The 12,618-nt window shown below is 70.4% G+C and carries 10 protein-coding genes and 1 pseudogene; 5 read left to right on the top strand and 6 right to left on the bottom strand.

What is annotated here, in order from left to right; all coding sequences use genetic code 11:
- Nucleotides 1-327: 327 nt before the first annotated feature.
- From RB628_RS36915 to RB628_RS36905, 3 genes are all read left to right on the top strand, one after another.
- Nucleotides 328-1,563 carry a Clp protease N-terminal domain-containing protein gene (locus RB628_RS36915; protein ID WP_318325016.1) on the top strand — a complete coding sequence of 412 codons (1,236 nt, stop codon included), beginning with the start codon at nt 328-330 and terminating at the stop codon, nt 1,561-1,563.
- Nucleotides 1,564-1,657: 94 nt separating this feature from the next.
- The gene (locus tag RB628_RS36910) at nt 1,658-3,151 is read left to right on the top strand and encodes a histidine kinase (protein ID WP_318325014.1); all 1,494 of its coding nucleotides are present in this window, start codon (nt 1,658-1,660) and stop codon (nt 3,149-3,151) included.
- A gap of 4 nt (nt 3,152-3,155) precedes the next feature.
- Complete coding sequence (locus tag RB628_RS36905) at nt 3,156-3,809, top strand: response regulator transcription factor (RefSeq protein WP_318325013.1); 654 nt, start codon at nt 3,156-3,158, stop codon at nt 3,807-3,809.
- 265 nt (nt 3,810-4,074) lie between these two features.
- Here RB628_RS36905 and RB628_RS36900 read toward each other — a convergent pair whose 3' ends face one another.
- Nucleotides 4,075-5,031 (bottom strand): NAD(P)-dependent alcohol dehydrogenase, encoded by a 957-nt coding sequence (locus RB628_RS36900; protein ID WP_318325012.1) that lies wholly within the window; start codon nt 5,029-5,031, stop codon nt 4,075-4,077.
- A 131-nt stretch (nt 5,032-5,162) separates the two neighbouring features.
- Between RB628_RS36900 and RB628_RS36895 the strand changes: the two genes are divergently transcribed.
- On the top strand, nt 5,163-6,074 hold the full coding sequence (locus RB628_RS36895; RefSeq protein ID WP_318325011.1) for a helix-turn-helix transcriptional regulator: 912 nt from the start codon (nt 5,163-5,165) through the stop codon (nt 6,072-6,074).
- A gap of 1,115 nt (nt 6,075-7,189) precedes the next feature.
- Here RB628_RS36895 and RB628_RS36890 read toward each other — a convergent pair.
- The 3 genes from RB628_RS36890 to RB628_RS36880 are packed head-to-tail and all read right to left on the bottom strand — an operon-like array spanning nt 7,190 to nt 9,711.
- Nucleotides 7,190-8,353: an oxygenase MpaB family protein gene (locus tag RB628_RS36890; RefSeq protein WP_318325010.1), complete on the bottom strand. Its 1,164-nt coding sequence runs from the start codon at nt 8,351-8,353 to the stop codon at nt 7,190-7,192.
- 28 nt (nt 8,354-8,381) lie between these two features.
- Complete coding sequence (locus RB628_RS36885; RefSeq protein WP_318325008.1) at nt 8,382-9,434, bottom strand: polyprenyl synthetase family protein; 1,053 nt, start codon at nt 9,432-9,434, stop codon at nt 8,382-8,384.
- Nucleotides 9,427-9,711: a polyprenyl synthetase gene (locus RB628_RS36880; protein ID WP_318325007.1), complete on the bottom strand. Its 285-nt coding sequence runs from the start codon at nt 9,709-9,711 to the stop codon at nt 9,427-9,429. Before RB628_RS36880 ends, RB628_RS36885 begins: the two co-directional genes overlap by 8 nt.
- Before the next feature lie 553 nt (nt 9,712-10,264).
- Between RB628_RS36880 and RB628_RS36875 the strand changes: the two are divergent.
- Nucleotides 10,265-10,375: pseudogene (locus tag RB628_RS36875) on the top strand (aromatic compound degradation protein PaaI); the annotation flags it as partial.
- A 128-nt stretch (nt 10,376-10,503) separates the two neighbouring features.
- Here the strand turns inward: RB628_RS36875 and RB628_RS36870 are convergent.
- Both RB628_RS36870 and RB628_RS36865 read right to left on the bottom strand, forming a co-directional pair.
- Nucleotides 10,504-12,204: an alpha-amylase family protein gene (locus tag RB628_RS36870; protein WP_318325006.1), complete on the bottom strand. Its 1,701-nt coding sequence runs from the start codon at nt 12,202-12,204 to the stop codon at nt 10,504-10,506.
- Nucleotides 12,195-12,554 (bottom strand): hypothetical protein, encoded by a 360-nt coding sequence (locus tag RB628_RS36865; RefSeq protein ID WP_318325005.1) that lies wholly within the window; start codon nt 12,552-12,554, stop codon nt 12,195-12,197. Before RB628_RS36865 ends, RB628_RS36870 begins: the two co-directional genes overlap by 10 nt.
- Nucleotides 12,555-12,618: the final 64 nt, after the last annotated feature.

Here is a 12,618-nt window from a genome sequence, read left to right as displayed (position 1 = left end):
GGCCTACCGGAACGCGTCGAGCAAGGTCGCTTACACCACGAGGCGGGACACGACCGGGTCGGCGATGCGGGCCTCGAGACCGGCGACGCGCCGGTCTTGGCAGCCGAGGTGACCACGGTCTTGGAGCGGGCCCGGAGTCCTCATGAGACTTTCAGGCGGAGGTTCACAGGGCAGCGCGCCGCAGACAGCGCGCTTGGGCGCCCTGCACAGGGCGAGCAGCCGTCTGCCGATCGGACCGGCGATGTGGCCGGTCGGCCGACGCGGTGTCGTGGGAGATGCGCCTAACGTCGTTCCGACCAAGCCACCGCGCTACGAAGGGAATGTTCGATGGACCAGCGAGGAACGACCGCAGCACACACCGACGCCACGGCCGTGGTCGGAGCGACAACAGAGTTCGAGCCGGACGTCATAAACCTGTTCGTGGAGACACTGCGCCGTGCGGTCAGGGGCGAGTTGCCGGTCGTAGGGACGGACACCCTGTTGGGCGCGCTCGTGATGGGGGAAACGGATGCCGGCGCGGCGATCGCCCCGGGGATTCGGAAGGCCGGTTCGCTCAGCGGCGTGATCTCCGGTCGGGCGGGCGCTGGTTGGGTGAGTGACGACGAGGCGCTCGGTGCGCCGGTCGCGGACGGCGCGGAAGCCGACGAGGCGGAGGTCGACGCCGCGTGGCGTGAGGCACAGTGGCGCTTCGGCCTCGGTTCGCGCGGACCGGCTTCGGGCAGCGGCCGAGTGCTGCCCGGGATGACGGGGGCGATGCGCTCGTGCCTGCTGCTCGCGCTGAGGGCGGCCCGTGCCGAGGGGACGATCTCGGTGCGCTGCCGGCATGTGGCCCGTGCCCTGCTGGACCTGCCGGAGAGCAGGGCCCGGGAAGCCGTACTGCTGCGCGGACTGGACCCGGCCGCCGCGGCAACCGCGCTCGACGCACTGGACGCGAGCGCCCCGACGGAGACCGAGGGACCGCAGTCCCACGGCGTCACCCTTCTTCGCCGGGCCGGAACACTGGGCAAGCACGGTAACCGACTGACCCGCGCGCTGACTTCATGGACCTCCGGGACCTCGGTGAACGGCTCACCGGTGCTGTTCGCGGTGTCCGTCGAGGCCGTGCGGCAAGCGGTACGGTGCGGGCGCGCGGCGGCGGAGCCGGTGGATCTTTTGCTGGGGATTCTGGCCCTGGACCGGGCGCTGTCCGTCGCCGGGTGCTCGCTTCCGGAGGGTTGGACGGCCGCCAACGCTGCTGCGGTCCAGATGCGCCGGCACGGCGTACGGCAGGTTTCCCTGGTCGCCTCGGCCTCGGCGGTGCCGTCCGCCGCTGTTCCCGACGGCAACGGCGACAGCGTGAGGCTGTCCGACGCCGCCGACCGGATCATGGCGGTCGCGCGGCTGTCCGCCGCCGAGCACGGTTCGCCCACGGTCGGTACGGTCCATCTGCTGTCCGCGCTGCTCGACGAGTCGGGCCCGTCTGCGGACGCCGGAACCGGTGGCGTGGTCGTACGGCTGCTGGCTGCCGGCCAGGTGGACGTGGCCGCGTTGACGGCAGCGCTGAACCTCCGGACGGGCGCATGACACCGGGGGCCCTCCGTGCGGCGAGGGCCACCGCCGGCGCTACCGTTCTTTCCGGGAGATCCATGGTGGCGGGGCAAGGGTGATCATGAGTCAGGTGGCCGAAGGCGCAGAGCCGCCGCGCCCGTCCGTACGGCTGGGGCGCGCGCTGGCCGGTGGCCCTCGGTGGGTGCGCCGGGAGACGGTCGAGAGCTGGGCAGCGGTGCGTGCCGCCGAGCGCCGTACGGTCGCCCGCGAGGCGCTGGTCTGTGCCCTGGTGGCAGCCTTCTGCCTGCTGCCACTGCTGTCGGCGCCCCCGGAGCGGCCGGTGTCGGCGGTGCTGGAGGGGGTGTGGGCGGCGCTGATCGTCCCTGCTCGCCGCGGTCGGCCGGCTGCGGCCGTCGTATGCGCTTCTTTGCTGCTCGTGGGTGCCAACGTGTGGACGCTGGCGGTGGTGCCGCTGATCGTGCTGTCCGCCACCCGCCGTATCGCACCGTCACGGCGTGTGTGCCAGGTCGCCGGGGTGGCCTGCGTCGCCGTCGGTGTCCTGACCGTCGTCTCCGCCCTGGTCCACTCCGATGCCCTGCCGGCGGAACTGGCCGGCAACGCCGTCTCAGCGGTACTGCTTCTGCTGCTTCCCTCTCTGGCCGGGACCCTTCTGGGGCGGCGGCGGCCCCTGGTCAGCCTGCTGCGGGAACGCAACGCCTATCTGGAACAGGCCCGCACGCTGACCGCCGTGGCCGCCCGCAGAGAGGAACGGACCCGGATCGCGGGAGAGATGCACGATCTCCTGGGCCACCGGCTGAGCCTGATCTCCGTACACGCCGGGGCCCTCGAACTCGCCGCCGCGCGACAGGCGCCCGCCCTCGTGGGACAGGCCGAACTGCTGCGCACGACCGCCAGAACAGCCATGGGGGAACTGCGTGAAATCCTCGGTGTTCTGCGGCACATGGACATCACGGACACGGACCTGATGGACGGAAGCAGGAACGAGAGGGGAACGCGGGAAGACATCACCGCTCTGGTGACGGAGTTGCGGCAGACAGGCACAACCGTCGAGCTGGCCTGGTCCGTTCCCGACACGGCCGAGGCCGCAGGCCTGCGTACACGTCAGGCGATTCACCGCGTGGTCCGCGAAGGCCTGACGAACGTGCTGAAGCACGCGTCCGGCGCGCCCGCCAAGGTCGAGGTCAAAGGCACGGCCAGGGGAATCGAGGTGTCCGTCACCAACGAGGCACCGCGCGCGGCGGGCCGCTCCCAGGGGGGAAGCCACAGTGGGCTGGCCGGCTGCCAGGAACGGATCTCGTTGCTCGGCGGCACGTTCGCAGCGGGCGCCCTGGCCAACGGCGGTTTCCGCATGGCGGCCTGGTTGCCCGCCCACGGGAACGGACCCCTTGAATTCGCCGCGGCCGAAGGGCCCTTGACCGAAACCTGGCCGGACACGGCCCGTCTTCCCTCCGGCGGCGTCGGGCCAAAAGGGGTCCGTGCCCCGCTGTCGGACGAGATCCTGACCTGGCCGCGGGTCCTGGGATCGGGCTGCGTGGCGCTGCTCGTGGTCCTGCCGACGATCGGGTTCCTCGTCGTACTGCTGGTGACGGCAGTCCTAAGATGAGCGGATGATCCGAGTCCTGATCGCCGACGACGAGGCACTGATGCGTGCGGGAATCCGGCTGATCCTGGAGAACGCCGAGGACATCGAGGTGGTCGCCGAGGCGGGCAACGGCCGAGAGGCCGCCGCGGCATGCCGCGCCCAGGACATCGACGTCGCCCTCCTCGACATCCAGATGCCTTCCCGGGACGGAATCGCGGCCGCCGAGGACATCTCCCGGATCTCGCCGCGCACCTGTGTCGTGATGCTGACGGCGTTCGGCGAGGAAGCGAGCGTGACACGCGCCCTGCGGGCCGGGGCGAGCGGATTCCTCCTCAAGGACACCGGTCCCGTCGAGCTGATCCGCGCGGTGCAACTCGCCGCGAAAGGTGAACCGGTCCTGGCACCCAGGATCACCCGGCAGCTGCTGGAACGGCATGTACGGTCCGGCCTGGACACCGAGGCCGCTCTGCGCAGGACCGAGGAACTGACCCCGGCCGAGCGGGATGTCCTGCGGCTGCTCGGCACCGGGCTGTCCAACGCGGAGATCGCTGACCAGCTGTATCTGAGCGCCGGCACGGTCAAGGCGCACATCAGCCGGATCCTCACCCGCACCGGCTGCGCCAACCGCGTGCAGGTCGCCGTCCTCGCACATGACGCCGGGCTGCTCACCGATCGTTGAGCCGGCCCTGCGCAGCCCCGCGCACGCGGGCGGCGCCGAACGGGTTCATGGTCAGGAAGCGACAACATCCTCGCGTCGCCCGGCGGCAACCGGTGGGTGGCGGTGGCCCAGAGCCCGATCACGCTTGCGACGCCTGCTGGAGTCGATCGGCCTGACGTCTGCGGGCGCCGAACCGTCACCGGACCGGCCGGGCCCGCAGCCCGGAAGCGGTGGGCCGGCGGGTGTCCGCACCGCGAGGTGCCCGGCCCGCCGTCGAACCGGATTCTCAACGTCCGCCGGACACCGCGATCACGTGCTTGCCCACGCCGCCGCCACGCTCGAATGCCTGGTGCGCGGCGGCGATGTCTGCGAGCGGATGGATTTTGTCGACCACCGCGCGCAGTGCACCGGAAGTGACTTGGCCGGCCAGATCGCGCAGCAGGGCGGCATGGGGATTGGCGCTGAAGGTGCGGATGCGGCGGGCACCGTACACGCTCGATGCCGCGATCGCGGCCAGGGCGGGGGCCGACAGACCGACGGTGACCATCCGGCCTCCCTTCGCCAGCCGTCCCCGGTAGCAGTACAGTTCCGAGCCCACGGTGTCGATGATGACGTCGAACGGCCCGGTCCGGTCCGAGGTGGTGGAGCCGTAGTCGAGGACCTCGTCAGCACCCAGACCGGTGAGGACCTGGGCGTGGCGGTCGCGGGCCAGCGCGGTGACATGGCAGCCCAGCGCATGAGCCAGTTGCACGGCGGCCGTGCCGACTCCGCCCGCCGCGCCCCGTATCAGGACCCGTTCCCCGCTCACCAGGTGCACACTGTCGCGCAGCGCTGTCAGCGCGGTCGTGCCGGCGACCACGAGTGAGGCCGCGTCAACTGGTGTGAGGCCGACAGGAAGGGGCGCGATGCGGTCCGCGGGGACCACTACGTACTCGGCCGCCCCGCCGACGGTGTGCCGCTGGCGCGGATGCACCGTGCCCCACACCCGTTCGCCGGCCCGGAGTCCCTCCACACCGACGCCGGTCGCGGCGACGGTGCCCGCGAAGTCCAGTCCCACTCCGATCGGAAAACGGCGTCCCGACACGAACTTCAGCTCCCCGGCGCGGACGATCACGTCGTGCCCGTTCACACTGGACGCCTCGACCGATACCAGAACCTCTCCCGTACCAGGGTCCGGGCGGTCCACATCGTTGACCCGCAGGACGTCCGGGGCACCGTAGTGCGTGATCTGAGCGGCCTTCATGTCGCTGTTCCTTCCGTGGACGGCTGTCGTGGACCCGATCCTGGACCCCGTCGGCGGTTTTACGGTCGTTCGCTTTTTCCTGGGACTGCCAGACCCACCCTGGCGCGCCGCGCCCCGGGCATACTGCTGCGGTGACCGACGAACTGCTTGCCCTGACCGACGATCCCCGCCGTGAACTCGCCGAGTTCCTGCGGACCCGCCGAACCCGGCTGCGGCCTCAGGACGTCGGTCTGGAACCCGGGCCGAGGCGGCGCGTCGCCGGCCTGCGGCGTGAGGAGCTGGCCCTGTTGGCCGGGGTGAGCGCGGACTACTACCAGCGCATGGAACAGGGACGCGACGTACGGCCTTCCGACCAGGTCCTGGACGCTCTCGCGCACGCCCTGAACTTCTCCGCGGAGGAATCCAGGCACCTGCACAGCCTCGCCGCCGCCGCACGCACCCCCGCCCGCCCTCCGCGCCAGTACGTGCCGGAGGAGGTACCGCCCACCACGCTGCGGCTGCTGCGCACGATGGCTGCGCCCGCCGTGGTCATCGGCCGCTTCCTGGACGTACTCGCCTGGAACCCGCTGGCCGGTGCCCTGCTGGGCGAGTTCACTCAGCGGCCTCGGAGCGAACGCAACCTCCTGTCGCTGCTGCTGCACCCGGAGGCCGACCAGGCATGCCCGGAACGCGCAGCCACCGTCGGCGAGTTGACCGCGATGCTGCGCGCGCAGGTCGCCGCCGATCCGGGACACCCGCGCGCCGTGGAGCTGGTCGGTGAACTCGCTGTCCGCAGCGTCGAGTTCGCCACGATCTGGGCTCGCCAAGACGTGGCGGAGACCACACGCGGCCGGATGCGCGTCAACCACCCACTGGTCGGGGAGCTGAACCTGGACTGGGACGCCTACCCGATGCCCGGCGCTCCTGGCCCGGTGATGATCGTCTATACCGCCGAGGAGGGCGGGCCCGACGACGAACGGCTCCAGCTGCTCGCCGGCCTGCTCAACACCCCCGGCCCGTCCCCGGCCTCCGCCTCGCGGCGCACGGGACCCGGACCGATGTGATCAGCGCAGCGGCCCGACTCCCGGCCCCCTGACGCAGGCTTCCGGCCGAGCAGCACCCGACAGCCTGCCCCGGTTCCCGTCCGCACAGCTTCAACGGGTGTCCACCGGGCTGGCACGGGGCTGTACCGGTGCGGATCAGGGGTGGCGCCCCGTCTACGGGCGTGCGTGCTGAGCTGTTCGTGGTGACCGCCGGACCAGGGATCGCGGCAAGGTGCAGCTTGGTCTCGTCCGCGCCGCCGGGCACGGCAGTCGTGATCGCCACCTGGAGCTCGGAGTCACCGTCGATCAGCGTGTCTCGGTCCCCGACGATGCCCCGCCGAGGGGTGCCCGGCCAACGTGTGGTCCTCACGGTGAGCAGCCACCGCACCGATCGCCCAACAGCGCGGCGAGCCACTGGTTGCCCGCACGCCACACCTCGGATCAGTTCAACCAGGCATGTGTCGTCGGGGACGCGGCCGGCGGCGCGGCACAGGTCGGCCGCGACGGCAGCCCCGGTGGCATCGACGGCGTCGCCGCCCCGTACGGTCACGGGCCATAGGGGAAGGCGAGCAGTGTCCGCGCCGACCGGGAACCCGTCGCAGGGCGAAGTCGCGCAGGTACCGTGACGACGGTGAGGGACCGCCCACCAGCGCAGCCCACGTACGCCACCGATGGCCTGCTCACGGCCCTTGTTGCATTCCAGGGTGGACAGGCCCTGCTGGACACATCCGTCACGGTCCATGAACTACAAGACCCGTGCCGCACACCGGAGCGACCTGGTCCGAGGAACGGCGATTCTGGCTGCGGACTGTCCGACCACAGACCCGCAGGAGCCTGGCGCCGGGCAGGGGGCTCCGGCAGTGTGGGGGCGCCCCTGCGGCCCGATGCCGGTCCATGGCCGTAGCGTGTGCACATGTCCCAACTCCTGCAAGCCTATTCCTCCTTGCTCCCCTCGGCCGTGTACGAATGCACGGCCGGGCGCGGTCTCGCGGTGGAGACCTCCGGCGGTGCCACCCCGGCCGCAGAGGCGGCCAGCCCCCGGTTCTTCAGCGGGGACGCTGCCGGGGCGCGGTCGTCGTATGAGCAGCGGCCGGTCCTCGACAGAGTCAGAGCAGCCCGCCATGAGGTTGTTGCCGCTACCGGCTGATGGTTGCCGGCGGCGGGGTCCAGCGACTTTTGGGCGGGATGGTGCTGCTGACTCCGAAATCGTTCTTGAGCTGTTCGGGGATGGCGTAGTGCATGACGCGGCCGCGGGTGAGGGAGGACAGTTCGAGGACGCTGGTCAGGTGGCCGAGTCGGTCCAGGGCCCAGCCCGCCAGGGGTGAGCGGTCTTCGATGGTTTCCAGCACTCCCAGGAGGGCGGGGGCGGCCTTGACGACGGTGTCCCAGGTGGTGCGGGGGACTTGCAGCCAGTCGGCGCAGGTGTCACCGATCAGGTAGCGGATCAGGGCGGAGACGATCGGGTCGAAGAAGGTGCCGGGCACGACTTCTTCGTAGAGGTCGATGAGCTGGCGGGTGAGCTGGGCTCCTTCCTCGCTGGGGCCCATGTGGCGGGTCATGTACAGGTCGGAGAACTCGCGGGCTGCCTGCAGGTCCTTGGGAACGTGCTCCTGGTCGATGCCGAGGATGGCGCCGACCACCCGCCAGGCGTAGTAGTAGGACTCGGCGCCTTCGTTGTTCATGTGGATGCCCAGACGGTGCAGGGCGTCGAGGACCTGGATCGAGAACATCATCTGCCCGCCGATCATGTCCTCCTGACAGATCGGTGTGCCCAGAGCCGCGGTGTCCCAGCGGTCCTCCCGCTTGAGGTGGTGGCGGATGGAGGCATGCAGCAGCCGCACCTTCTGCGCGGCCGGGATGAAACGGCTGCCCGCTTCGAACGCGTCGGGCTGCATGAGGTAGACGGTGAACTGGCCCGTCTCCGCCATCCGTTTGGAGGGGTACTTCAGCGAGTGGGTGGACGACAGCAGCTTGGCCACGTGGGGCAGGACGTAGCAGGCGGGCATCGAGGCGAAGGACAGCGCGGTGGAGATGTGCACGTTGTTGTCGATGAAGAACAGCCGTGCCTTCTCCATCTCACCCCAGTCCACCCAGGCGGGCGGGGTGCTGGTGGCGTTCAGGTACTCGCGGGCGACGTCTGGCAGCCCCTCGGGAAGGTCCTGCCCGACGGTGGAGACGTAGCGCATGAGCGTGTTGAACGTGCCGACCTGTCCGCGCTCGAACAGTGTCGCCACGGTCGCGTCGGCGAGTTCGTCCCCTTCGGTGCGCAGGGCGTCCATGGACGCTTGCGTGTAGGTCATGGTGCTCCTCCGGTGGGGTGTGCCCCGGTCAGTGGGTGCGGGCGGCTGAGACGGTCGCCAAGGCCGACAGCGCGCGGCGTGCTTCGGTGGTCAGATCGGCGTCGGCCAGGGCGTCGTGTGCTTCACGCAGCCGGGCGGTGATCATGTCTTCGACGCGGGCGACGGCCCCGGTGCGGTGCGCGATCTCCCGTACCCGTTCCACCTGCCGCTCGCTGAGGTCGGCCTGCCCCAGCAGGTCGTGCAACTCGCCGTGCTCCGCCTGGGTGGCGCAGGTGAGGGCGTGGGCCATCAGAGCGGTGGGCCGGTTCCCGGCAAGGTCGTCGGCCGGGTCCTTGCCGGTCTCCTCAGGATCGCCGAACAGGCCCAGCAGGTCATCGCGCAGCTGGAACGCCTCGCCCAGGGGCAGGCCGTAGTCGCTGTACGCGTGCAGCAGCCGCGGTGGGGCGCCGGCGAGAAGGCCCCCGATCTGCAAAGGATGTTCGACGGTGTACTTGGCGGTCTTGTAGCGGATCACCTTCACCGATGCGTCCGCGTCCGGCTCGGCTCCGGTGCGCAGGACCTCCAGGCACTCACCGGCCACCAGTTCGCGGGCCAGAACCGCCCAGAGAGGCCGGGCTCTGCTCAAGTAGGCGCCGGGCAGGCCAGATGTGGTGAACAGCTGGCCGGCCATTGACATCAACAGATCACCCACCAGCATGGCCAGGGCCCGGGCGCCCGCCTTCGGCCGCGGATGACCGGTGAGGATCTCGCGCAGGGCGATGTGCCCGGTGGGCCGGCCGTGGCGGGTGCGGCTGTGGTCGATCAGGTCGTCGTGCACGACGGCGGCCGCATGGACCAGCTCGACCGCGCTGGCGGCACGTACCAGCGCCTCGCTGTCGGGCTGGCCGGCCCCACGCCAGCCCCAGTAGCAGAACGCCGCCCTGAGGCGCTTGCCGTGCCGGGTCGCGGCATGAAGCTGCTCTGCGACCGGCGTCAGACAGACATCGATGTCGGCCAGCGCCTGGGCTTCCGCGGTGACGAATCCGATGAGGACATGGTCGATGCGCTTCTTCAGCGAGGCGTGCTCTTCCCGCTCACTCACTGCCGCTCTCCCCCTTACTGCGAGCGGCCACGGTACGGGCGAGGACCTCCATGTGAGCCGGCGCCGTGGCCGCATGCCGGTCCAGGAGCAGACGGCCGCGTGCCTTGGCCTCCTCCTGGCCGTCCACCAGCAGGTCCCCGAGATCCGCGCGGCGCAACAGGCCGCTGATGCCGCCCACCGCGCTGCTCAACCCACAGACCGCCAGATCGGCAAGGCCGGCGACCAGCGCCACCGTCTCCTCGGTCGGGCCCGGCTTGCGGCCGTCTTGGTGTGTCACGGAATGTCCCCCCTGTGGCAAGGCCGACACTGGCTCCGGCCGGTCGGCGCAGAGCAGCGCGCAGCGGTGTTCGGCACAACACGGATCGATTCTGACCACCGAACACACCCCAGGCAGCCCTTATGCACTATCGAGTGATCTTCTTCGAAGATCCCGACAATCAGTAGGCGACACCTGTATAGGAGAAGAACCTCGCAGCACTCGGGCAGGCGCCGGAGGGCCACTGCGCAGCCGGCGGCTGCCGCTGGAGGGCTGTATGCCTTCCAGCGGGGCGGCGGCGCATGGACCGCTGCGAGGTTCAGGTGCCGCCGCCCCGGACGCGGCGGATAATGCCGGGGAACTGGCCGAGCTGGCCGAACGCGGCCGGCGGATCCCCGCACGTTCGGTTCGTCGAAGAAATCACTCCGGATCAGATCGCCGGACCTCGCGGCTGTTCCCAGATACGTGTCTCGCGTCCGCTCTCGCGAACCCTGGCCCGCCTGCGCCGCCGTATGCGCCCCACAGACGGAACGCCGGCCGCTGCCGAGCCCGAGACAGTGGACGCGGTCGTCCTGGCCGTCGAACCGCCCTCGCCCAGGCGCAGTTGGTCGACGCGACAGACCGTCTGCTCGCCCACGCCACCAGTAGCTGTCTGCTCTTCCCGGTACCGCCCCCTCAAGGGTGACCTGGGCTGCCACCGGCGAAGCGGGCCTGGCCCCGATGCACCGATGGCTCGTCCCTCCGGCAGCCCCGCGACAGCGGCCGTCGCAAGGAAGCAGCGACTGCTGACGGTCAGCGCCCACGGCGGGTTTCTCAGCCGGAGGCAACCCTCTCGGGATCGTCAGCCGGGGTACCGGCGCGCAGCCACCGGTACCCGTAGGCGGGCAGTTCGACGCGGAGCAGACCGTCGTCGGACACGGTGAGACCGGCGTGGTCTTCGGCGAGGAGGTCGGTCAGCCTGCCACCGGGGCCGGTTTCCGGGAGCCGCAGTCCTACGGTGAGGGGGCGGCCCGCGAAGTTGTGCAGGGCCAGGACCCTCCCGTCGGCGGTGCGGCTGACGTGGGCGAGCACGGCGCGCTCCCCTGTCTCCACCAGGCGGTACTCGCCCCAGGCCAGCTCGGGAGCCTCCCGGTAGCGCTCGACGAACAGCCGTATGCGGCTCAGTAGCGAGCCGGGGTCGCGGCTCTGCTCGTACACGTTCACCTTCTGGGGTGCGAACGCGCCGTCCGTCAGCGGGTTGGGGAAGGTGTCCGGCTCGGCGGTGGAGTAGCCGGCGCCTTGCTGCGGGGTCCACTGCATGGGAGTGCGTACCGCCTGGCGGCCCTCGGCGGCCAGGTTCTCGCCCATGCCGATCTCCTCGCCGTAGAAGAGCACGGGGGTGCCCGGCAGGGTGAAGAGCAGGCTGTAGGCGAGTTCGATGCGGCGCCGGTCACCGTCCACCATGGGGGGCAGCCTGCGGCGCAGTCCCCTGTCGTACAACTGCATGTCCTTGTCCGGGCCGAAGGCGGCGAAGACCTCGGCGCGTTCGTCGTCGCTCAGCTTGTCGAGGGTGAGCTCGTCGTGGTTGCGTACGAACGTGGCCCAGTGGGCGTCGCGCGGGGCGGCGGGGCGGTCGCGCAGTGCGGCTGCCAGCGGTCCCGCGTCCTCGCGTGCCATCGACAGGTACATCTGCTGCATCCCGACGAAGTCGAAGCACATGGTGAGTTCGTCGCCGCGGTCCGAGTCGGGGTCGCCGAAGAACCGGGCGAGGTCGCCGTAGGGCAGGTTCACCTCGCCGAGCAGCACCGACTCACCGTTGCGGCGGCCGAGAAAGGCGCGCAGATCCGCGAGATACTCGTGCGGGTCCGGCAGCGCCCCGGCGTCGTCCTGTCCGTCCGTCTCCAGCAGGAAGGGCACGGCGTCGACCCGGAACCCGGACAGTCCGAGCTGCGTCCAGAAGCCCATGATGCGGGCTATCTCGTCCCGTACTTCGGGGTTGGCGACGTTGAGGTCGGGCTGCTGCTTGTAGAAGCGGTGCAGGTAGTACTGGCCGCTGCCCTCGTCGTACTCCCACAGGCTGTCCTCCGCGTCGGGGAAGACCACACCCTCGGGGCCGTCCTTGGGCGGCTCGTCCTGCCAGACGTACCAGTCACGGTGGGCGGAGTCCCGGCCGGAGCGGGCGTCCTGGAACCAGGGGTGCTCCTCCGAGGTGTGGTTGACCACGAGGTCGGCGATCACACGGATGCCGCGGTCCTTCGCCGTGCGGACGAACTCGGTGAAGTCTCCGAGCGTGCCCAGGCGGGGGTCGACACCGTAGAAGTCGGTGATGTCGTACCCGTCGTCGCGTTCCCGCGTCGGGTAGAAGGGCATCAGCCACACGCACGTCACGCCGAGGCGCACCAGATGGTCGATGCGCTGTGTGAGGCCCGGGAAGTCGCCGATGCCGTCGCCGTCGCCGTCCTGGTACGTCTCGACGTCGAGGCAGTACACCACCGCGTTCTTCCACCACAGGTCGGATGTGCGGGTCAGACGCATCGGTACTCCTTCGCCGTGGCGGGCAGCGGGCGGGTGACGTCGAGCCGGGGCAGTACCTCGGCACCGAACGTGTCGATGAACAAGGACTGTTCACGGCCCACGTGGTGGAGCATCACCGTGTCGAACCCGAGGTCGGCGGACTCCTGGAGCCAGGCGGTGTGCCGGCCGAGGTCTGACGAGACGTTGACCGTGCCCGCCACCTGTTCGGGCGTGATGTGCTCGCTGACGATGTCGAACAGTTCCACGTTGTCCAGGTCCCAACTGACCGGGGGCGTGTGCACATTGGTCCGCCACTGGTCGTGCGCCAGCGCCAGGGCCTGGTCCTCGTCGGGCGCCCAGCTCAGGTGCACCTGCAGATGGAGTGGTGTGCATCGTGAAGTCGCAGGTCACGGGTCTGGTGTGAATGGTGGGTGG

This window comes from Streptomyces sp. ADMS, from assembly GCF_033441795.1.
Lineage (GTDB): Bacteria > Actinomycetota > Actinomycetes > Streptomycetales > Streptomycetaceae > Streptomyces.
The sequence above is the reverse complement of the archived record's forward strand: the minus strand, read 5'-3'. Positions and strand labels throughout refer to the sequence as shown.